Source organism: Leucobacter aridicollis, from assembly GCF_013409595.1.
GTDB lineage: Bacteria > Actinomycetota > Actinomycetes > Actinomycetales > Microbacteriaceae > Leucobacter > Leucobacter aridicollis.
In genome coordinates, this window is the sequence record NZ_JACCBD010000001.1 from 1,684,058 (window position 1) to 1,705,205 (window position 21,148).

Below are 21,148 nucleotides of genomic sequence, written 5' to 3' on the forward strand. Positions count from 1 at the left end.
GTTCTTCCAGAGACTCCCCGGTGATTGCCGGTTCGCAGTCGATGCAGCCATTCTAGCCGAGAATCGCGGTCCCCGGGCTGGCAACTCCCCGTGGCGCGAGCGGTCAGCGGAACAGTATGAACGTGATTCACTCGCCATTGGGTAACGAATGGGTAACAACCGTAAATTGGACTTATGCCTGATCCCCGCAGGAATCGACGAGTTATCTGTGAATCAGGTGTTAACGCTCGATGGTCGAAGCGGGATAGCGTCGAAGAAGGGTTCTCGGTTCAACCGCCGCTTCACCGAAGCGGCATTTGGAGCGCCGAAAATCCGCGGAATCACCGCACAGGAGGAAAATGTCTCACCAAAATGTTGACGCGACAGTCAACTCGGAGGTCGACGAAATCGCCATTTCGGTTGACCACGCATACAAAGTCTTTGGCCGGCGTTCGAAGGAGGCCGCAAAACGGCTCCGGGCCGGCGCCAGCCGCGAGGAAGTCAAGCCGCTAGGTACGGCTGCCGTGATCGACGCGAGCTTCGACGTGCGCGTCGGAGAGATCTTCGTCGTGATGGGCCTTTCGGGCTCAGGAAAGTCCACACTCATCCGCCTACTCAACGGCCTCGGCGACACGACCGACGGCTCGATCAGCGTCTTTGGAAACGAGATCGTCGGCATGAGCGCCGGAGACCTTCGCAAGGTCAGGCGCGAGCAGATGTCGATGGTGTTTCAGCACTTCGCGCTCTTCCCGCACCGGACGGTGCTGGAGAACGCCGCGTACGGTCTCGAGATCCAGGGCGTCCCTGTCGACGAGCGAAACGAACGCGCACGCGGCTGGCTCAGCCGCGTCGGGCTCGACGGCTGGGCCGACGCGCTCCCGTCCGAGCTCTCCGGCGGCATGCAGCAGCGCGTGGGGCTCGCCCGCGCGTTCGCGGCCGGCACCCGGATCCTGCTCATGGACGAGGCCTTCTCGGCGCTCGACCCGCTCATTCGCCGTGAGATGCAGGAGCTGCTCGTCGAACTCCAGCAGGAACTCGGCATGACGATCGTCTTCATCACCCACGACCTCAACGAGGCGATGTTCCTCGGCGACCGGATCGCGGTGATGCGCGACGGGCGCATCGTCCAGCTCGGCACGCCAAACGACATTCTCACCGATCCCGCGAACGACTATGTCGCGCAGTTCGTGCAGGACGTCGACCGCGCCCGCGTACTCACCGCGGGCGATGTGATGGAGCCACCGCGCGCGGTGGTGCCCGCGTCGGCCGGGCCGCGTGCGGCGCTGAAGGCCATGCGCGACCTGCAAACGTCGGCCTGCTTCGTGACGTCAGCGGGGCGCAAGCTCATCGGCGTTGTCCGCGACAAGGACATGCTCCGCCTCGTGCGTGACGGCGGGACCAACATCGGCGACGCGCTCAAACCAACGCCGTCGATCGTCTCCCCCGACCAGCTGATCGCCGAGCTCTTCGAGCTCGCCGTGGAGAGCCCCCTGCCGGTCGCTGTCGTCGACGATCAGGATCGCCTCATCGGCGTCGTCCCGAGGGTCACGCTGCTCGCGTCACTCACGAGCCTGCCCACGATGACGACTGAGATTCCCGTCATCGAGCCCACCCCGGACGTGCCGCGGGCCATCATCACGGCAACCCTGGAGGCGACGGGTGAGGGCGCGACCGCGACCGAAGACCTCGCCCCGGCTGAAGGAGGCGCACTGTGAACGACTTCTATCGCATCCCGATCGGGAGCTGGGTCGCCACAGCATTCGACTGGATCAAGTCGACGTTTGACGGCGCGCTCGACGTCATCTCGCTCGTGGTGAAGTCACTCGTCGAGGGCGTCGCAGACGGCCTGCTCGCCGTCCCCGCTCCCGCGCTCATCATCCTGCTCGCGCTGCTGGGGTGGCTCATCCGCTCCTGGCAGTTCGGCGCAGGGACGCTCGTGACGCTCACCCTGATCATCGGCATGTCGCAGTGGGAGAACGCGATGTTCACGCTCGCCCTCGTCGTGATCGCGACGCTCATTGCGGTGATCATCGGCGTGCCACTCGGCATTCTCGCCGCGAAATCCGACGGCTTTAGCGCGGTCATTCGGCCGATCCTCGATTTCATGCAGACCATGCCGTCGCTGGTGTACCTCATTCCTGCCGTGACCTTCTTCGCGGTCGGGTTCGTCCCCGGCGTCTTCGCGACCGTGCTGTTCGCGCTGCCCCCGGGCGTACGCTTCACTGAGCTCGGCATTCGCGGCGTCGACGCGGAAACCGTCGAGGCGGGACACGCGTTCGGGTCCACGCCAGGCAAGATTCTCCGCGGCATTCAGCTGCCGCTGGCGATGCCGACGATCCTCGCCGGTATCAACCAGGTGATCATGCTCGCCCTGTCCATGGCCGTCATCGCCGGAATGTCGGGCGCCAACGGCCTCGGCAAGGAGGTCGTGGCGGCCCTCGCGACGCTCAACATCGCGAAGGGCGTCGAGGCCGGACTTGCGGTCGTCATCCTCGCCGTTTTCCTCGACAGGATCACGGCAGCACTGGGCACGCCGGCCGAGTACACGCAGTCGCTGCGGAGCACCCTCGCGCGGCGGCGCAGCGCCCGCCGGACCGCGTCGCGCTCGGAGCCACAGCCCGCAGCCGCGGTCGCGTCGGCGACGGCCAACTAAGACTCAACTGACCCACACCCCAACCCCGCACGCATGTGCGGACGAAAGGAAACTATGAAGAAGCGTCACCTCATAACCACCATCGCACTCGCGGCAGCGGGCAGCCTCGCGCTCGCCGGCTGCTCGAACGGCGCGGGAGATACCGAAGGTGGCAGCGGGGATGGTGACTCCAAGGGCACCATCACCCTGAGCTTCATGCCAGGTTGGACCGACGGCATGAGCACCGCGTACCTCCTCGAGGACCAGCTCGGCAAGCTCGGCTACACCGTCGAGATGGAAGAACTCACCGACGCCGCGGTCATCTACGCTGGCCTGGCAAACGGCGACTTCGACATGTACCCGTCGGCATGGTCGGAGGCCACCCACTCGCAGTACATGGACAAGTACGGCGACAAGATCGAGGACCTCGGTTCCTACTACGAGGGCGCCTCGCTGACGATCGCAGTGCCCGAGTACATGGACGACATCAACTCGATCGAGGATCTCAAGGGCAAGGCCGACCGCTTCGGCGGCGAGATCATCGGCATCGAGCCGGGCGCCGGCCTCACCGCGCAGACGCAGGACGTCATGCTCCCCGAGTATGGGCTTGAGGGTGAATACGAGCTCGTGACGTCGTCGACGGGCGCGATGCTCGCAACGCTGCAGTCGAAGATCGACGCCGAGGAGGATGTTGTCGTCACGCTCTGGCGCCCGTTCTGGGCGAACGCCGCGTTCCCTGTCAAGGACCTGGCTGACCCGAAGGGCGCCATGGGCGGGACCGAGGGGCTGCACTTCCTCGGCAAGCTCGGCTTCGGCGAGGAATTCCCGGAGGCGGCCGACTACATCGAAGGCATCAAGCTCGACGACGACGCGTACGGCGCGCTCGAGAGCCTGATCACGAGCGATGACTACAAGGGCGACCCCGAGGGTGCCGTCCAGGAGTGGCTGAAGGACAACGCTGACGCCTACCCCGGCATCATCGCCTAACGACAGGCGCCACACGACGGCGGGCTGCGTCGAACCTGTCGGTTCGACGCAGCCCGCCGTCGCGTGCGCGAGGGCTAGAGCAGCTCGGCGCGGAGCTGTGCGGGCGTCTTCGGGGAGAGCAGCCCGGGCGCGATATCGAACGGCGTGAACGCGCCGGTCGCGCCGGTCGCAGCGAGGCGTGCGGCGGCGCGGGCGTAGGCCACGAGCACGCTCGACGTGAATTCCGGGTTCGAGTCGAGGGCGAGACGATACTCGATCGTCTGGTTGACGCCCTCCGACGTCTCGCCCGAGCGGATGACGAAGCCGCCGTGAGGCATGCCTGCGTGGTCGCGCGCGAGCTCCTCGGCGGTGATAAAGTGCACCGTCGTATCGTATGGCTCAAAGTAGTCAGGCATGGTGACGATCGCCTCGCGAATTGCATCCGCGTCCGCGCCGTCCTCCAACACAACGAAGCACTCGCGGTCGTGCTGTTCGCGCGTCGTAAGCGCAGGATTCTCCCCCGCGCGCACTCGCTCGATGGCGCTCTCGGACGGGAGCGTGTACTGGACCGCACCCGCGACCCCCGGGATACGGCGAAGCGCGTCCGAGTGGCCCTGGCTGAGGCCGCGGCCCCAGAACGTGTAGGTGTTGCCCTGCGGCAGAATCGCCTCACCGAAGAGGCGGTTCAGCGAGAACAGCCCGGGGTCCCAGCCTGTCGAAATGACCGCAACGGTGCCGGCGCTCGCCGCAGCCGCATCGACGGCAGCGAAGTGCTCGGGGACCTTCGCGTGCGTGTCGAAGCTATCGACGACGGTGAACCGCGCAGCGAGTTCAGGCGTCTGCTCGGGCAGGTCGCTCTTGGAGCCCCCGCAGAGGATGAGGACGTCGATCTTGTCGGTGAAATCAGCGAGTGCAGCGATTGCGAACACCTGAGTCGACGCGGCAGCGGTCTGCACGGTCACAGGGTCGCGGCGGCTGAATACGCCGACAAGCTCGAGGTCGGGGTTCAGGCCGATTGAGGTCTCAACGCCGCGGCCCAGATTGCCGTAGCCAACGATGCCGACGCGAATGCGCTCTGTCATAGTCTCTTCCTCCTGCCGCGGAAGACGGAACCCGCGACCTCATAATCGTAGAGGGCGGAAGAGGCTCTATGTCGCAGTGTTACCGGGTCGGCGGCTACCTGGGGACCGGCGGGAGGACGATCGGAGCGGGCCCGCCAAGCCCGCGCACGAACCGATCCAGGAAGTTCCCGACGAGCCGCAGCTCCTCCTTGCTCATGTCGGCATTCGCCTCATCGATGAGCCCGATTCCGAGATCGACGAGCCGGCGATACGCGTCCCTGCCTTCTTCCGAGAGGCTGACGTAGACCGACCGTCTGTCCTGCTCGGTGACCGTGCTCTCGATGAGATGGGCGTTTCGCAACCGCGTCAGCGACTTCGACAGGGTGGGCCGGGTGACGCCAAGCATGTCCGCAACGTCAGCGGGCCGCAGCTCGCTCGTACGGGCGCCAAGGAGGTAAATGATCCGAATTTCGCTGTCTTCGATATCTAGGCCGACACGCTCGGCTACCTGGCCGTCGGCGGGCACTGCGCCCCACTGGCGGGCAACCGTCGCGAGTGCGCCCAGCATCTGCCGTTCGATCTCTCGCATACCCCCAGTCTATATAGGTTGTGCACAACACACCCACTTTCGAACGTGTTCCCCTTGGGTTGCACGCACATCTGGGCGGTGTGGCCGTGGGGACGCAGCACGGTGGACATCGCCCGTCGGCTACGCGGGGCCGATGTCTCCGATCAAGTAGCGGTCGATCGTTGGGCCGATGGCCGCGGCGAGATCCGGGATCGAGAGCTCCGCGAGCTCGGGCAGCCTCAGAATGTATCGCGCGAACACGAGCCCGAGCATCTGGCTACCGGCGAGCGCGACTCGCGTCTCAGAGAGGGGTTCCGGGAGCATCGGGGCGAGCCGTGAGATGAGCTGTGTCGAGACGAAGCTCACGAAGATTCTTCGCGACTCCTCGTGCGTGCCGAGGTTTCTGAGGAGGCCGATGAACGCCGGCCCCATGCCCGGATGCTCCAGCATGGTGAGCACCGCGGTGAGGTAGCGCGCGCCCGTCGAGTCCGGAGTGTCCGCGGGTCGGTCGGCCAGCATCTCCGGGAACCCCCATGAGCGAAACGCCGCCTCGATCATGGCCGTGAACAACTGCTCCTTCGTTCCGAAGTAGTAGTGCACGAGCTTAGGGTCGACGCCGGCGGCCGCCGCGATCCGGCGCATCGTTGCCGCCTGGTACCCCCGTTCGGCGAACTCTGCGGCGGCGGCGTCCATGATCTTCTCCGGCATCGCCTCGTCGCCGGGGCGCCTCCCCCGGCGTGGCGTCGACCCCTGCTGCTCGGACATGTCTGCCTCCTCCAGCTTCAGGCTAGCAGCGCAGTGACTATTTCATTGTGCGAGGAAATGTTCTACACTCAATTCACCAGACGATGAATTCGGGAGGTTTCGATGCGAGCACTGATCCTGAAAGAGTTCCGCGAACTCTCGCGCGACCGACGCACACTCGCGATGCTGATCGTGCTGCCAGTCGTGCTGCTCGTGATCTTCGGCTATGCCGCCAACTTCTCGGTGGACAAGATCTCCGTGGCGGTCACCGGCACGGGCGCCGACTCGCTCGCCACGTCGTTGCGCGCGAACGCGGTCGCGGCAGACGAGCTTCACATTGCGACGGTGTCTCCCGGCGCGAGCCAGGCCGAGCAAGACGCGCTGCTCCGCGACCAGCAGGTCGACGCCGTGATCACCCAACGGAAGGACGCCGACGCCGACGCGCCCCTCGCGGACCGGCTCGCCATCACACTCGACGGGAGCGCCCTATTCACAGCGCAGGCCGCCCAGGGCGTCTTCATGCGGATTGCCGCGTCCGACGCCCAGGACGTTGCCGAGGCACAACGAGAGGATGCGGCTGCCCAGATCGCCGAGGCCGAGTCGGCGCTCGAGGCCGCGGTGCAGGCTGCCATCGGCGCCGCTGCAACGGGCGGTGGCCCGCCGAACATCGCGCTGCCGGAGTTCCCCCGGCTCCCCGAGTTCACTCCGCCCGACGTCGATGCTGCGGAGTACATCACCGTCGCGTTCAACCCCGACCTCAAAACCTCGTGGGTCATGGTTCCCGGGCTCATCGGGCTCATCCTGCTGTTCATCGGAGCGCTCATCACCAGCATTGGCCTCGTACGCGAGCGGGAAGCCGGCACCTTCGAGCAACTCGCGGTCATGCCGCTTCGCCCGTCAGCCATTATTCTCGGCAAGATCGTTCCGTACTTCGTCCTGGCCCTCGTCGACATGGTCGCGGTGACCGCGCTTGGGGTGTGGCTGTTTGGCGTCCCCTTCACTGGGTCGATCTGGCTGTTTGCGCTCGCCTCCCTCGTCTTCCTCTTCGTCGTGCTTGGCGCTGGCGTCCTCATCTCGTCGTCGTCGGAGAACACGGGGCAGGCCATACAGATGGCGATCCTCTTTGTCGTGCCGCAGGTGTTGCTCTCCGGCTTGATCTTCCCGCTCGAGGCGATGCCGGGCGGGGTGCGCTGGATTGGCTACGTCCTCCCCCTCACATGGTTCCGGGAAATCTCCCAGGGGGTGATGCTGCGCGCCGCCGATCTGGGGAGCCTGTGGCTTCCCCTCGTCGTGCTGGCGGCGATGGCGGTCGTCGTGTTCGGCGCTGCAACCCGTCGGATGGCTGGAGCTCTCGGCCGCGGGGGGCGAGCCTAATGGGTGCGCACGTTGAACTCGACGAGGTCACCGTATCCGGCGCTGGCCGCCTGCGTCTTGGGCCGTTCACCGGGACGTTCGCCCCGAGCAGCGTCACCGCCGTGATCGGTGGCGACGGGGCTGGCAAGTCTACGCTGCTGAGCCTCCTCGCAGGCCGCCTGAGCCCTGCGTCTGGATCGCTCACCGGGCTGCCGACGGATCGGCATCGCGTCGGCTACCAGCCCGCCGACTCGGGCGTGTGGCGAAACCTCTCGGTCGCGGAGAACCTCGACTTCGTGACGAACGTGTACGGTCTCGACCGAGCGTACGCACGGGCGCGCGCGTCCGAGATGCTCTCGCGCGCCGGGCTCCTCGGCGCTGAGGATCGGCTCGCCGGGCGCCTATCGGGAGGGATGCGGCAGAAACTCGGGATCATCCTCGCGACGCTGCATGAACCCGACCTGGTGCTCCTCGATGAGCCCACCACGGGGGTTGACCCGATCAGTCGATCCGAGGTGTGGCGGCTCATCGCTGGCACCGCTGCCGCGGGCGCGACAGTTGTGTTCGCGACCACCTATCTCGACGAGGCCGAACGGGCGAACTCCCTCTTTCTGCTCGGAGAGGGCACAGTGCTCGCCGCAGGAGACGCGTCGGCCGTTGCGTCAGCGACACCGGGCCGCGTGTGGCTCGCGCCAGTCGCGGCGGCGGACAGCGCGCCCGTATTGCGGCGGGGCACGAGCTGGCGGCGCGGCACCGACGCGTACTCGTGGACCGCGAGCGACGGGGAGGCGCCCGGCCCGTCGTTTCGCCCGGCCCCCATCGACGTGGAGACCGCGAGCATCGCACTCCTGCTCGCACGCGGCGCCCCGACCGCAGACTCGCCGGCGGTCCGGGTGGGCCTGTCCGGCCCGCTGCGAGACGAGGGCCAGCCGGCCGGGAAGGGGACGCAGCGCGTGCTCGCGTCCGCCGCAGGGGTGTCACGCTACTACGGCACGCACGCGGCGCTCACGGGGGTGTCACTCGAGGTCAGTCAGGGCGAGATCGTCGGCCTGCTTGGCGGCAATGGGGCGGGAAAGACGACGCTCATCCGTGCACTGCTCGGCCTGGAAGCTGTGGACGCCGGCGCGACCACACTGCTCGGCGGCGCGCCCACATTGGCGGCGCGGCGACGGCTGGGCTACGTGTCCCAGGGGCTCGGGCTCTACCCCGGGCTCACGGCCCGCGAGAATGTCGAGTTCGCAGCCTCCGTGTTCGGCGTCGCGGCCCCGCCCGCAACGCTGTCGCTCGCGGCCTCCTTCGGGCGCCGCCCGGTCGCGACGCTGCCGCTGGGGACCCGGCGCCGCATCGCTGCAGCCGTGGCGATGCTGCACGATCCTGAGTTGCTCGTCCTCGACGAGCCAACATCCGGCATGGACGCCCTCAGCCGGGCTGAGCTGTGGAAGTCGCTCCGGCTGCGGGCAGACGACGGCATGGGAATCCTCGTGAGTAGGCACTATATGCAGGAGGCCGAGCAGTGCGATCGCCTCGTCATCCTAGGCGACGGTGTGGTCGTCGCCGCTGGCTCCGTGGCGGAAATCACCGCCGCCCAGCACTCCGTCGCGGTCATCGCCGAGCGCTGGGACGAGGCCTTTGCGCGCCTCGACGCAGGCGGGGTCCCGGTGCTCTTGGACGGTCGCACCGTGCGCCTGCCGGGGGCGGACCCGCGGGTGGTCAGCGAAGCTCTGTCGGGTATCGACGCCAAGGTCGCGCGGGTGCCCGCCACGCTCGACGAAACAATGCTGCTCGACTCGCTCAGGGCTGAACGGCGCGGCGGGGGTCCGGCGCTAGGATAGATGGCAGACCATCAGGCACCAGAGCGCCCCCGTTGCGCTCGACTACGCGGTGCCGTCCACACTGACCACGACCCCAGCGTTCTCCGCGGCGTCGAGAAAGCGGAGCGAAGCATGAGCGCGATCCCCGATAAGCCGGCACTCGAAGGGTTGGAAGCGAAGTGGGGTGCGGTCTGGGAGGAATCCGGCACGTACGCCTTCGATCGCGAGGGAGCGTCGCGCGACGACGTCTACAGCATCGATACTCCCCCGCCCACGGCGTCAGGCTCGCTGCACGTTGGCCACGTGTTCTCGTACACGCACACTGACACGGTCGCGCGGTACAAGCGCATGAACGGCAAGCGGGTCTTCTACCCGATGGGGTGGGACGACAACGGGCTCCCGACGGAGCGGCGCGTGCAGAACTACTACGGCGTGCGCTGCGATCCGTCGCTCCCCTACGTCGAGGGCTTTGTTCCGCCGCACGACGGTGGCGACGGCAAGAGCGTCAAGGCGGCCGACCAGCAGCCGATCTCACGCCGAAACTTCATCGAACTCTGTGAGCGACTCACGATTGAGGACGAGAAGCAGTTCGAGGCGCTGTGGCGCACCCTCGGCCTGTCGGTCGACTGGAAGCAGACCTACCGTACGATCGGCGCCGACTCGCTGCGCGCGTCCCAGCTCGCCTTCCTGCGCAACATTGAGCGCGGCGAGGCCTACCAGGCGCAGGCACCGACGCTGTGGGATATCACCTTCCGCACCGCCGTCGCTCAGGCCGAGCTCGAGGATCGCGAGCAGCCGAGCGCCTACCACACGCTCGCATTCCACAAGTCGGACGGCTCCGGCGACATCCTCATCGACACGACGCGCCCCGAGCTGCTCGCGGCCTGCGTCGCGCTCGTCGCGCATCCCGACGACGAGCGCTTCAAGCCACTGTTCGGCACCACGGTGCGCACCCCGGTCTTCGACGTCGAGGTGCCGATCGTCGCGCACCACCTCGCAAAGCAGGACAAGGGCACCGGCATTGCGATGATCTGTACGTTTGGCGACGTCACCGATGTCATCTGGTGGCGAGAGCTCGACCTCCCCAACCGGGCGATCCTCGGTTTCGACGGCCGCGTCATCAGCGAGGCGCCGGCCGCGATCACCTCCGAGTCGGGTCGCGAGGCGTACGCGCAGATCGCAGGCAAGACGGTGTTCAGCGCAAAGCAGACCATGGTGGAGCTGTTGCAGGCATCGGGCGAGCTCACCGGTGAGATCCGCAAGATCACGCACCCGGTGAAGTTCTTCGAGAAGGGCGACAAGCCCCTCGAGATCGTCTCAACGCGTCAGTGGTACATCAAGAACGGCGCCCGCGACGAGGCGCTGCGCGAGCGGCTGCTCGCGCACGGCAAGGAACTCGAGTGGCACCCCGACTTCATGCGTGTGCGCTACGAGAACTGGGTCGAGGGCCTCTCGGGCGACTGGCTGATTTCGCGCCAGCGGTTCTTCGGCGTGCCGATCCCCGTCTGGTACCCGCTCGACGCGGACGGCAACCCCGTCTTCGACGAGCCGATCGTGCCGACTGCCGACCAGCTGCCCGTCGACCCGTCGAGCGACGTCCCGGCGGGCTACACCGCTGAGCAGCGGGGCGTGGCCGGCGGCTTCCAGGGCGAGGTCGACGTGATGGACACTTGGGCCACGTCGTCGCTCACCCCGCAGCTCGCGGGCGGCTGGGAGCGCGACGAGGAACTCTATGACCTTGTCTACCCGTTTGACCTGCGCCCGCAGGGCCAGGACATCATCCGTACCTGGCTGTTCTCGACGCTGCTGCGTTCCGAGCTCGAGTCGGGCACGCTTCCCTGGCGTCACGCGGGCATCTCGGGCTGGATTCTGGACCCCGACCGCAAGAAGATGTCGAAGTCGAAGGGCAATGTCGTCACGCCGGCTGGCATGCTCGATCAGCACGGCTCGGACGCCGTCCGCTACTGGGCGGCTTCGGCGAAGCTCGGCACCGACGCATCGTTCGATCCGCAGAACCCAACCCAGATCAAGATCGGCCGCCGGCTCGCGATCAAGCTGCTGAACGCGGCGAAGTTCACGCTGTCGTTCGACGCGAGCGCCGCCGGCACGGTTTCGGAGCCGCTCGACCGGTCCATGCTCGCTGGCCTTGCTGGCGTCATCGCCGATGCGACCCGCGCGTTCGAGTCGTACGACCACGCACGCGCGCTCGAGCTCACCGAGTCCTCATTCTGGACGTTCTGTGACGACTACCTTGAGCTCGTCAAGGAGCGCGCGCACGGCGGGACCGGCCAAGCCCAGGCGTCCGCCGTGACCACGCTGCGTGCGGCGCTGTCGGTGTACGTGCGCCTGCTCGCGCCGTTCCTCCCGTACGCGACCGAGGAAGTGTGGTCGTGGTTCGAGGAGGGCTCCGTGCACACCGCGAACTGGCCGCTCGCGACCGAGCTCGACGACTTCGTCGGCGCTGACGCCGATGCGGGCCTGCTGGCACTCGTCGGCGGCGCACTCATCGGCGTGCGCGGCGCGAAGACGGATGCGAAGGTATCGCAGCGCACCCCGGTCACGCTCGCGGTGATCCACGCGCCCGCCACTGACGCCGCCCGCCTCGAACTCGCGGCTGGTGACCTCGCCGACGTTGGGCGGATCGCCGAGCTCCGCATCGAGGCCGCCGACGTCACTGAGACGCAGGTGGCCGAGATCACCGTCGAGTCCGCCGAGTAGCGCCGGCGCACACTAGAGAACGAGGGAACGCATGCAGCTCGGGTCACGCTGGCAGGTGGGGCAGCCACCGCACCCCGGTGTGCCCGGGCTGCTGCACCCCGCTATCGCCGCCGCCGAGCGGCGCCTCGACGATGCCAGCCAGGAAGCTCGCGCCGGGGGCTCCTGGACGCTCACGTGGCTTGAGGGCCGCCCGCGGGTCGAGCTCATCGACGCGGCGGGAACGGTGCGAGCCGATATCGGCGTCGACGCCACCGGCCGCGTGACCGAGCGGGTTCCACCCGCAGCCGGCGGGCCTGGCGCCGGTTCCGCGGCGGGCGACGCCACTGGCGTCCGGCCAGCTGCCGATGACCACGACGATGACGACGACGATTGGTTGAGCTGACATGACGACGACACCCCGACTCGCAGCCGGCGCCATCGCGCTTGGACTTGCGGCGACACTCCTTGCCGGATGTGCGCCGGAGCCTGACACCGTGAGCCCCGACGGCAGGGACCTCACCGAGAAGGTTGAGCCCGAGGGCGGGAGCTGGGCCGAGCCGAATCCCGAGGAAGCGTACGAGAAGTCCGCGGAGCTCCCTGACGATTTCCCAGCGGACTTCGTCGTCCCCGAGGGCGCCGTCGTCGACGACGCCGGTAGCCGCGGCTTCGGGAGCTGGTACGTCGTGTTGCGTGCGCCGGATCAGGACACGGCGAACACGCTCTGGGACGCCGTGGTGACGGGATCTGGCTTCGCCGCGTCAGACGAGGCAGAGACCGGAGACGGCGGACGCACGGCGACGCTCGTCTCCCCCGCGCTCGAGGTCACGGCCGTGACCATGGCGGGCGATGATGGCGCGGTCCTGCTGAGCTACGACATCGCCCAGGTCGTCGGTTAGGCGCTTTCGCGCCCGCTCTCGGCCATCACTAGCAGCGGCGGTGCCTGCTCGAGCACTGCTTCTCGGGTGACGACGACCTTCGCGACGTCGTCGTTCGACGGCACCTCGAACATCGCCGGCCCGAGCACGGTCTCGAGGATCGATCGCAGGCCGCGCGCGCCGGTCTTGCGAGCAACCGCAAGGTTCGCGATCTCCGCCAGGGCTGCGTCCTCGAATTCGAGCTCGACATCGTCGATCTCGAACATGCGCTGGAACTGCTTCACGAGGGCGTTCTTCGGCTCGGTAAGGATGCGCTGTAGCGCCTCGGTGTCGAGCGGGTCGACCGTCGCGATGACGGGCAGTCGGCCAATGAACTCGGGAATCAGGCCGAACCTGTGCAGGTCCTCCGGCTGCACCTCTGCAAACAGCTCGGATTCGTCGCGCTTGCTCCCCATGGGGGTGCCGAAGCCGATGCCGCCCTTGCCGAGGCGCTGGGCGATGATCTCCTCGAGCCCGGAGAACGCGCCAGCGACGATGAACAGCACGTTCGTCGTGTCGAGCTGGATGAACTCCTGGTTCGGATGCTTCCGTCCGCCCTGCGGCGGGATCGACGCGACCGTGCCCTCGAGGATCTTCAGGAGTGCCTGCTGCACGCCCTCCCCCGAGACGTCGCGGGTGATCGACGGATTCTCGGCCTTGCGCGTGATCTTGTCGATCTCGTCGATGTAGATGATGCCAGTCTCGGCGCGCTGGACGTCGAAGTCCGCGGCCTGCAGCAGCTTCAGCAAGATGTTCTCGACGTCTTCGCCGACGTAGCCGGCCTCGGTGAGCGCTGTGGCGTCTGCGACGGCGAACGGCACGCCGAGCTGTCGGGCGAGCGACTGGGCCAGGTACGTCTTGCCGCAGCCGGTCGGGCCGATCATCATGATGTTTGACTTGGCGATCTCGACCTGCTCGGTCGCGAACTCTGCGCTGGTGATGGCGCTCGCCGCGCGGACGCGCTTGTAGTGGTTGTAGACGGCAACGGCGAGTGACTGCTTCGCGCGGTCCTGGCCAATCACGTACTGGTCGAGGAAGTCCGCGATCTCGCGCGGCTTGTGGAGCGTGAAGTCGCTCGCTTCGGCCGGCTGATGCTCGGAGAGCCGCTCCTCGATGATCTCGTTGCACAGTGCGACGCACTCGTCACAGATGTAGATCTGCGGGCCGGCAATGAGCTGCGCGACCTGCTTCTGAGACTTACCGCAGAACGAGCACTTCAGCACTTCGCTGCTTTCGCCTATACGCGCCATATTCCGAAACCTCCTCGCGCCGCATGTACGCTTCGAGCCTAGTAGTGACCCCCGACAATGACTGACGGCGCGCCGCCATTTCGGGCCGCGCGCCGTCAGCTTGTAATCACACTGTTATCGAACGCTGTCGCTACTGGGTGATGACGGGCTGCGGATTCTTGCGGCTCGTCAGCACCTGGTCGACGAGTCCGTACTCGAACGCCTCCTGGGCGCTCAGGATCTTGTCGCGATCGATGTCCGTGTGTACTTCCTCGATCGAGCGCTTCGAGTGCTTGGACAGCGTCTCCTCGAGCCACTCGCGCATCCGCTGGATCTCGCGAGCCTGGATCTCGATGTCGGAGGCCTGGCCGTGGCCGCCCTGTCCGCTCGAGGGCTGGTGGATGAGCACGCGCGCGTTCGGCAGCGCGAGGCGCTTGCCCGGCGTGCCGCCAGCGAGCAGCACGGCTGCGGCGGAGGCCGCCTGTCCGAGGCACACGGTCTGGATGTGCGGGCGCACGTACTGCATCGTGTCGTAGATCGCCGTCATCGCGGTGAACGAGCCACCGGGTGAGTTGATGTACATCGTGATATCGCGCTCGGGGTCCTGGCTCTCGAGCACGAGCAGCTGAGCCATCACGTCGTCCGCCGAGGCGTCGTCAACCTGGACGCCGAGGAAAATGATGCGGTCTTCGAAGAGCTTCGCGTAGGGGTCCTGGCGCTTGAAGCCGTAGGCGGTGCGCTCCTCGAAGGTGGGCAGCACGTAGCGGGAGTCGGGCATCATGCGATCAGCAGAGCCACCCTGCGGCATGTAGAGATTCGTCATAATTTCTGTCTTCCTATCGGACTACTTGCTCGTACCGCCGCCGCCGACAACCTCGGAGGCGGAATCGCGGATGAAGTCGACGAAGCCGTACTCGAGCGCTTCCTCGGCGGTGAACCAGCGGTCGCGATCCCCGTCCTCGTTGATCTGCTCGACGGACTTGCCGGTCTGCTTCGCGGTGATCTCAGCGAGGCGGTTCTTCATCGAAACGATGAGCTGCGCCTGCGTCTGAATGTCGCTCGCGGTACCGCCGAAGCCGCCGTGCGGCTGGTGCAGCAGAACGCGGGCGTTCGGGGTGATGTATCGCTTGCCCTTCGTGCCTGCGGTGAGCAGGAACTGCCCCATCGACGCGGCCATGCCGATGCCGACGGTGACGATGTCGTTCGGCACGAAGCTCATCGTGTCGTAGATCGCCATACCTGCGGTGATCGACCCGCCAGGCGAGTTGATGTACAGGTAGATATCCGCTTCCGGATCCTCCGCCGCAAGGAGCAGGATCTTTGCGCAGATCTCATTTGCGTTGTCGTCGCGCACCTCAGAACCGAGCCAGATGATTCGGTCTTTCAGCAGGCGGTCGAACACGCTGTTCACGGGCGACTGTTCAGCCATTCGGCGCTCCATTCGTAAGTTGCTTGATTCGAGAGTATCGACTGCGAAAGGCCCGCGCTCGCGTGTTCGCCGTGGGCGTTGCGTGGGAGCGCGTTGTTCGCTGGAAACGAAGAAGTCCCCGGCCGATGTGGCCGAGGACTTCTTCATGACTGGTGCGTCGAAGAGCTACTTCTCTTCGGCAGCGGCCTTCTTCGCGGCGCGCGTGGCGGCTGCCTTCTTGGCTGCGGCCGAGCGAGCTGCCTTCTTGGCCTCCTCGTCGGCGTCGGCTGCGGGAGCGTCGTCCTTCGCGGCTGCCTTCTTGGCCGGAGCCTTCTTCGCGGGCTTCTCGGCGTCGTCCGACTTCGCAGCGGCCTTCTTCGCGGGAGACTTCTTGGCGGGCTTCTCGTCGGCGACGGCCTCGGGAGCCTCGTCGGCGTCCTCTGCGTCGTCCTCGGTGTCTACCGCGACGAACGCGCCGAGATCGACGGGCTTGCCCGCCTTATCGGTGACTGTCGCCTTGCCGAGCGCAACAGCGAGCGCCTTGTTGCGGGTGACCTCTGCGAGGATGACCTGCAGCTGGTTGCCCTGGCTGATCGCCTGGAGGAACTGAGTCGGCTCCATGCCGTACTGCTGCGCCGACTGGTAGATGTAGTCGGAGAGCTCGTTCTGCGTCGGCGTGACGTTCTCGCGCTCGGCGATTGCGTCGAGCAGCAGCTCCATCTGGATCTGCTTCTCGCTCGCGACGCGCACCTCTGCGCGGTGCTCGTCGTCTTCGAGACGGCCTTCGCCCTCGAGGTGACGGTGCACCTCTTCCTCAACGAGCTCCTCGGAGATCGGGATCTCCGCCTGCTCGATGAGCGTCTCGGTGAACGCGTCGCGTGCCTGGCGGCCCTGCGCGAAGACCGAAGCCTGCGAGACCTGCTCCTTGAGGCTCTCGCGGAGCTCAGCGATGGTGTCGAACTCGCTCGCGAGCTGTGCGAACTCGTCGTCGGCCTCGGGAAGCTCGCGCTCCTTCACAGCGGTGAGCGTGAGCTCAACCTCTGCGTCCTGGCCCTCGTACTCGCCGCCGAGCAGCTGCGAGGTGAAGTTGGTGGTCTCACCAGCGGTGAGGGTCTCGACAGCATCGTCGGTGCCGGCGAGCAGGTTGCCAGCGCCAACCTCGTACGACACGCCGCTCGCCTGGTCAACTTCCTTGCCGTCGACCTTCGCGGTCAGGTCGAGCTCGACGAAGTCGCCGGTCTTTGCGGGGCGGTCGACGGTGACGAGGGTGCCGAAGCGCTCGCGCAGGCTGGTGAGCTCCGCCTCAACAGCGGCTTCGTCGATCTCGGCCTCGTCGACGGTGATCGCGAGTCCGGTGTAATCGGGAAGCGTGAACTCGGGGCGAACCTCGACCTCGAAGAGCAGTACGAGCTCGCTCGCCGCGTCTGCCGCCTCGGGCATCTTCTCGATGTCGGCTGACGGGCGGCCCATCGGGCGAACGCCAGCCTCAGCGACTGCTGCCTGGTAGAAGTCGTCGAGCGAGTGGTTGACGGCCTCGGAGATGACCGAGTCGCGGCCGAAGCGCTGGTCGATGATCTGCGCCGGTGCCTTGCCCTTGCGGAAGCCAGGAATCGAGACCTGCTCGGCGATCGACTTGTACGCGTTCTTCAGGTAGGGAGCGAGCTCGTCCTGCGTGACGGTAACGGTCAGCTTCGTGCGGGTCGGTGTGAGCTTTTCAGCTTTCGTCTTCGGCAATTTGGCCTCTCATCGTCGGATCATGCTGCTATCAGCCTGTGTCGGGCCAAGCGACCCTTGTCGGGGCGACAGGATTCGAACCTGCGACCTCCCGCTCCCAAAGCGGGCGCTCTAGCCAAGCTGAGCTACGCCCCGAGACTCTCGTCTCACGGTTACGCTCACAGCGCGCAACCTGACCAATCCTAGTCCAAACCTTGGCAAATCAGCACACCGGGCGCTGTTTACGGGGCAAAAGCCCTCGATTTCCGCGAAAACACGCGGCGGAGCGGGGCCTCCGGGAGTGTCATCGTGGCCCGGCCGCCCAGAAACCAAGAGCCCCTCACCGGAGTGAGGGGCTCATTCGAGGGGATGACGGGAATCGAACCCGCGTAATCAGTTTGGAAGACTGAGGCTCTACCATTGAGCTACATCCCCGGACCACCGAGATGGTCTGGCGCTTGCGCGACTCATCGAGCATACTGCATGTTCGTCGCGTGGCGCGAACGCGCCCCCGCCCCGGCGCGTCTCGGCCGCCGACAGCGCGCCTAGCTCGTGGCGGCGCGGTGGTTGCTCGTGTAGTCGAGGTAGACCTCCGAGTTACGGCGCACCGACTCGCGATCCTCATCCCGCAGTTCACGCACCACCCGCGCCGGCACGCCCGCGACGAGCGAGTGCGGCGGGATCACCATCCCCTGCGGGACGACTGCGCCGGCTGCGACGAGGCTCCCCTCCCCCACGACCGCCTCGTTGAGCACTGTCGCGTTCATCCCGATGAGACACCCGTTCTCGACCGTCGCGCCGTGCACCACCGCGTTGTGCCCCATGGACACGTCATCGCCGATCACCGTCGCCTGGCCGCGGAAGGTGTGGATCACGACGCCGTCCTGCGCGTTCGTGCGCTCGCCGATGCGCACGGCGTCGGAGTCGCCCCGCACGACAGCGTTGTACCAGATGCTCGAGTCGCGACCGATCGACACGTTGCCGACGACGAACGAGCCCGGAGCGAGCCACACGCTCTCGTGCACCTCGGGCGCGCCGTATGGTGCGACGGGGATGATCTGGCCGTGGTGTTTCGTCATTGCACACTCCTTTGGGTAGACAAAAAGGCCCTTACTCAAGAGTAAGGGCCTTCGTTGCTCCCCCGGCTGGGCTCGAACCAGCGACATCCTGATTAACAGTCAAGCGCTCTGCCAACTGAGCTACAGGGGAATATTGCCGCAGCAACTCGACTAGCGTACCAAGCGTCTCGCGGGCCACGCAAATCACGGTTCCCCGGGCGCGTCTACTCCTCGGCGATCTCGTCGTACGCGGTGGACCGGAGCGCGTCGGCGAGCCTGCGGACATAGTCGTGCTCGGTGCGCCGGAAGATGGAGTTGATCTCGCCGCGACCGACGATGCGGCCCTGCTGCAGTACGATGACCTCCTCGGCGAGCGCCTCGAGCATCCCGATGTCGTGGCTCACGAGGACCATCGAGGCGCCGGTGCGCTTCCGGTACCACTTGAGCAGATCAACGATCTTCGGGCGATTGTTCGCATCGACTCCGAGCGTCGGCTCGTCCACGATGAGCACCGTCGGGTCGAGCATGAGTGAACGCATCACGGCGACGCGTTGGCGCTGCCCCTTCGACAGCTCGTACGGGTACTCCTGCAGCTTCGCGAGCGGCAGCGCGACGATGTCCATCATCTCGGCGACGATTTCCCCGAGCGGCTCGCGGTCGAAGTTGCGCACCCGCTCCTGAATCGGCTCGAACAGCACATCGCCCACGTTGAGCTCCGGGGTGAGGGTCGCTCCGGCGTCCTGCGAGAGGTGGCCGACGTAGGCCGTCAGCCGCGAACGCGATCGGCGGGTCAGGCGATCCAGCGGCATATCGAGCGCCTTGCCGACGCCGCCGGCGGACTTGATGCGGGCGTTCTTGTCGCCCTCCGTGCCCCGCCCAGCGAGGTAGCGCGTCAGCGTCGACTTGCCAGAACCGCTCTCGCCGAGCACGGCGAGCACTCCCCCGCGGGGGAGGTCAAGGCTCACACCCTCGACGGCCTGGAAGGCGCGCCCGCCAGCGTGTGCCGGATACCTCAGCGAGAGATCCGAGGCGATCAGGACGGGGTCTGCGTCGAGGTTTGGATGTGCCACACGCTCACCTTACTAGTCGTGACGCAGCCCACGCCGTGCATGCTCCAGCGCGGCGAGTTGCTCCTGCACGCGCCGGGAGGCCTCGCTCGACGAGTCGCCGATGCGCTGCATCCGGGCAAGCAGCTCCTGTTTGAGCGAGACGAGGTCGCGGTCGAGCAGCGAAATGACGACCTCGCGGGCGTACTCGGGCAGGAGGGCGGGATCCCGTTGCGGCATCGACGCGATCGCAAGTTCGCGGACGAGTCCCTGGTGCGTCTGCGGGGCCGCCGCGAGGACAGCCTCCACCCATGCGCCGCCGTCGAGGCTGGGCAGCGCCGCGCTGAGGGCGTCCCTGACGACGCGAAGCTGCGGTTCGGTGACCTGCGCCGTGACGGCCTGCGAGAGCAGTTCGGATCCCACCGCGGGACCCTGCTGGATCATCGCCATGAGCGCATCGCGCTCGAGCCAGACTGCCGGCGTCGAACGCAGCGTCGCGAGCGAGATCGCCGGGCGTGCCGGCTCGGGCTCAGCGCCCTGGTGCGGCCCCCCGTAATCGGGCTCGGCTGGCGCCTGCCTGTGCGCGTTCTTCACCGCGTGTTGCACCTCGGCGAGGTCGAGGCCGAGCATCCGCGCGAGTTCGCGGGCGTAGCCTGGGCGCATTCCAGGATCCTTGATGCCTGCGACGATCGGGGCGGCCTGCCGGAGCGCGGACACCCTGCCCTCGACCGAGTTCAGGTCGTACCTGCTGATCGCCTGCTTGAGTGCGAACTCGAACAGCGGCACCTTCTTGTCGAAGAGCTCCCGCACGGCGTCGTCGCCGCGGTGGAGCCTGAGGTCGGCCGGGTCGTAGCCGTCCGGCGCGACCGCGGCGTAGGTCTGAGCGGTAAAGCGCTGCTCCTCGCCGAACGCGCGCAGCGCGGCCTTCTGGCCCGCCTCGTCAGGGTCGAACGTGAAGATCACCTCGGCCGCCGAGTCGTCCCCCATCACGCGGCGGAGCATCGAAATGTGCTCCTTGCCGAAGGCGGTGCCACAGGTGGCGATCGCGTCGTCAACGCCCGCGAGGTGGCAGGCCATGACGTCCGTGTAGCCCTCAACGATCACGGCACGCCCGCCGCGGGAGATCGCCTTCTTCGCGAGGTCGAGCCCGTAGAGCACCCGCGACTTGTGGTAGACCGGCGTCTCAGGGGTGTTCAAGTACTTCGGTCCGTTGTCGTCCTCGTAGAGCTTTCTGGCGCCGAACCCGAGCGTCTGCCCGCTCGTGTCGCGAATCGGCCAGACGACGCGGCCGCGGAAGCGATCGTAGACCCCGCGTTGCCCCTCGGAGACGAGACCGGCCTGCACGAGTTCCTGCGGCGTGTAGCCGAGCTGCCGGAGATGGCCCGTGAGGGCGTCCCACCCACGCGGGGCATAGCCGACCGCGAACTGCTCCCACGACGCCGGGGCGAAGCCGCGCTGTTCGAGGAACGCGCGGGCGGTCTGAGCTTCCTCCCCCATGAGCTGATCGCGGTAGAAATCGCTCGCCGCCTGGTTGGCAGCAAGCAGTCGCGCCTTGTTCGGCCCGTCCTCGCGGCGCTCGTAGCCCTCCTCATAGGTGAGCACGTAGTTCGTGCGGGCCGCAAGCCGCTCGACCGCCTCCGCGAACGAGAGGTGATCCATCTTCTGCACGAAGCTGATCGAGTCTCCCGATTCGCCGCAGCCGAAGCAATGGAAGTAGCCGAGGGCCGGGCGCACGTGGAAGCTCGGACTGCGCTCGTCGTGGAACGGGCACAGCCCCTTCATCGAGTCGATGCCAGCGTTCTTCAGCGCGACGTAATCGCCAACGAGGTCGGCGATGTTTGTGCGGCGCTTCACTTCCTCTACATCGCTTGCTTTAATCCGACCCGCCATAGGGGCCATTCTAGTCTTTGCGGGGCGCCGGCGGCGGGCGCTCGCTCAGGGCGCAGTGGCCGCCCATACGCGGCGGGCG

Annotated in this window: 18 protein-coding genes and 3 tRNA genes; 7 read left to right on the forward strand and 14 right to left on the reverse strand. The window is 66.9% G+C overall.

The window, feature by feature from the left end:
• The first annotated feature begins 338 nt into the window (after positions 1 to 338).
• The 3 genes from BJ960_RS07740 to BJ960_RS07750 are packed head-to-tail and all read left to right on the forward strand — an operon-like array spanning position 339 to position 3,598.
• Complete coding sequence (locus BJ960_RS07740) at positions 339 to 1,694, forward strand: quaternary amine ABC transporter ATP-binding protein (RefSeq protein WP_121072007.1); 1,356 nt, start codon at positions 339 to 341, stop codon at positions 1,692 to 1,694.
• Positions 1,691 to 2,632, forward strand: coding sequence for an ABC transporter permease (locus tag BJ960_RS07745; RefSeq protein WP_185986859.1), 942 nt, complete (start codon positions 1,691 to 1,693; stop codon positions 2,630 to 2,632). Before BJ960_RS07740 ends, BJ960_RS07745 begins: the two co-directional genes overlap by 4 nt.
• 54 nt (positions 2,633 to 2,686) lie before the next feature.
• Positions 2,687 to 3,598 (forward strand): glycine betaine ABC transporter substrate-binding protein, encoded by a 912-nt coding sequence (locus BJ960_RS07750; protein WP_185986860.1) that lies wholly within the window; start codon positions 2,687 to 2,689, stop codon positions 3,596 to 3,598.
• A 74-nt stretch (positions 3,599 to 3,672) separates the two neighbouring features.
• Here the strand turns inward: BJ960_RS07750 and BJ960_RS07755 are convergent, their stop codons facing one another.
• The 3 genes from BJ960_RS07755 to BJ960_RS07765 all read right to left on the reverse strand — a co-directional run bounded on the left by BJ960_RS07755 (position 3,673) and on the right by BJ960_RS07765 (position 5,971).
• On the reverse strand, positions 3,673 to 4,659 hold the full coding sequence (locus BJ960_RS07755; RefSeq protein WP_185986861.1) for a diaminopimelate dehydrogenase: 987 nt from the start codon (positions 4,657 to 4,659) through the stop codon (positions 3,673 to 3,675).
• Between the two features lie 94 nt (positions 4,660 to 4,753).
• A complete protein-coding gene (locus BJ960_RS07760; RefSeq protein WP_185986862.1) occupies positions 4,754 to 5,227 on the reverse strand; it encodes a MarR family winged helix-turn-helix transcriptional regulator in 474 nt (157 codons plus the stop codon).
• 120 nt (positions 5,228 to 5,347) lie between these two features.
• The gene (locus tag BJ960_RS07765) at positions 5,348 to 5,971 is read right to left on the reverse strand and encodes a TetR/AcrR family transcriptional regulator (RefSeq protein ID WP_185986863.1); all 624 of its coding nucleotides are present in this window, start codon (positions 5,969 to 5,971) and stop codon (positions 5,348 to 5,350) included.
• A gap of 102 nt (positions 5,972 to 6,073) precedes the next feature.
• Between BJ960_RS07765 and BJ960_RS07770 the strand changes: the two genes are divergently transcribed.
• The 3 genes from BJ960_RS07770 (at position 6,074) to valS (ending at position 11,832) form a co-directional block, all read left to right on the forward strand.
• Positions 6,074 to 7,324, forward strand: a complete 1,251-nt coding sequence (locus BJ960_RS07770; protein ID WP_185986864.1) for an ABC transporter permease — start codon at positions 6,074 to 6,076, stop codon at positions 7,322 to 7,324.
• Positions 7,324 to 9,135: an ATP-binding cassette domain-containing protein gene (locus tag BJ960_RS07775; protein ID WP_185986865.1), complete on the forward strand. Its 1,812-nt coding sequence runs from the start codon at positions 7,324 to 7,326 to the stop codon at positions 9,133 to 9,135. The genes BJ960_RS07770 and BJ960_RS07775 overlap by 1 nt, the downstream gene beginning before the upstream one ends.
• A gap of 111 nt (positions 9,136 to 9,246) precedes the next feature.
• On the forward strand, positions 9,247 to 11,832 hold the full coding sequence (valS, locus tag BJ960_RS07780; protein WP_185986866.1) for a valine--tRNA ligase: 2,586 nt from the start codon (positions 9,247 to 9,249) through the stop codon (positions 11,830 to 11,832).
• Between the two features lie 43 nt (positions 11,833 to 11,875).
• On the opposite strand, the gene BJ960_RS07785 is transcribed toward valS, so the two are convergent.
• Complete coding sequence (locus BJ960_RS07785; protein WP_185986867.1) at positions 11,876 to 12,217, reverse strand: hypothetical protein; 342 nt, start codon at positions 12,215 to 12,217, stop codon at positions 11,876 to 11,878.
• Here BJ960_RS07785 and BJ960_RS07790 point away from each other — a divergent pair.
• Positions 12,216 to 12,707: a hypothetical protein gene (locus BJ960_RS07790; RefSeq protein ID WP_185986868.1), complete on the forward strand. Its 492-nt coding sequence runs from the start codon at positions 12,216 to 12,218 to the stop codon at positions 12,705 to 12,707. The two genes, BJ960_RS07785 and BJ960_RS07790, sit on opposite strands and share 2 nt — an antisense overlap.
• Here BJ960_RS07790 and clpX read toward each other — a convergent pair.
• The 10 genes from clpX to dnaG form a co-directional block, all read right to left on the reverse strand.
• On the reverse strand, positions 12,704 to 13,975 hold the full coding sequence (gene clpX, locus BJ960_RS07795; protein ID WP_121072021.1) for an ATP-dependent Clp protease ATP-binding subunit ClpX: 1,272 nt from the start codon (positions 13,973 to 13,975) through the stop codon (positions 12,704 to 12,706). The two genes, BJ960_RS07790 and clpX, sit on opposite strands and share 4 nt — an antisense overlap.
• A gap of 130 nt (positions 13,976 to 14,105) precedes the next feature.
• Entirely contained in the window at positions 14,106 to 14,777 is a 672-nt protein-coding gene (locus BJ960_RS07800) for an ATP-dependent Clp protease proteolytic subunit (protein WP_237463477.1), read from the reverse strand.
• Positions 14,778 to 14,798: 21 nt separating this feature from the next.
• Positions 14,799 to 15,383, reverse strand: a complete 585-nt coding sequence (locus tag BJ960_RS07805; protein WP_121072025.1) for an ATP-dependent Clp protease proteolytic subunit — start codon at positions 15,381 to 15,383, stop codon at positions 14,799 to 14,801.
• Positions 15,384 to 15,548: 165 nt separating this feature from the next.
• Positions 15,549 to 17,096 (reverse strand): trigger factor, encoded by a 1,548-nt coding sequence (tig, locus tag BJ960_RS07810; RefSeq protein WP_185986869.1) that lies wholly within the window; start codon positions 17,094 to 17,096, stop codon positions 15,549 to 15,551.
• Positions 17,097 to 17,156: 60 nt separating this feature from the next.
• Positions 17,157 to 17,231: transfer RNA gene (locus BJ960_RS07815), tRNA-Pro, on the reverse strand.
• Between the two features lie 208 nt (positions 17,232 to 17,439).
• Positions 17,440 to 17,510: transfer RNA gene (locus BJ960_RS07820), tRNA-Gly, on the reverse strand.
• A gap of 110 nt (positions 17,511 to 17,620) precedes the next feature.
• Positions 17,621 to 18,154, reverse strand: a complete 534-nt coding sequence (locus tag BJ960_RS07825) for a gamma carbonic anhydrase family protein (protein ID WP_185986870.1) — start codon at positions 18,152 to 18,154, stop codon at positions 17,621 to 17,623.
• A gap of 57 nt (positions 18,155 to 18,211) precedes the next feature.
• Positions 18,212 to 18,284, reverse strand: a tRNA-Asn gene (locus tag BJ960_RS07830).
• A 73-nt stretch (positions 18,285 to 18,357) separates the two neighbouring features.
• Complete coding sequence (locus tag BJ960_RS07835; protein ID WP_185986871.1) at positions 18,358 to 19,203, reverse strand: ATP-binding cassette domain-containing protein; 846 nt, start codon at positions 19,201 to 19,203, stop codon at positions 18,358 to 18,360.
• 12 nt (positions 19,204 to 19,215) lie between these two features.
• Positions 19,216 to 21,069, reverse strand: a complete 1,854-nt coding sequence (gene dnaG, locus BJ960_RS07840) for a DNA primase (protein ID WP_185986872.1) — start codon at positions 21,067 to 21,069, stop codon at positions 19,216 to 19,218.
• Positions 21,070 to 21,148: the final 79 nt, after the last annotated feature.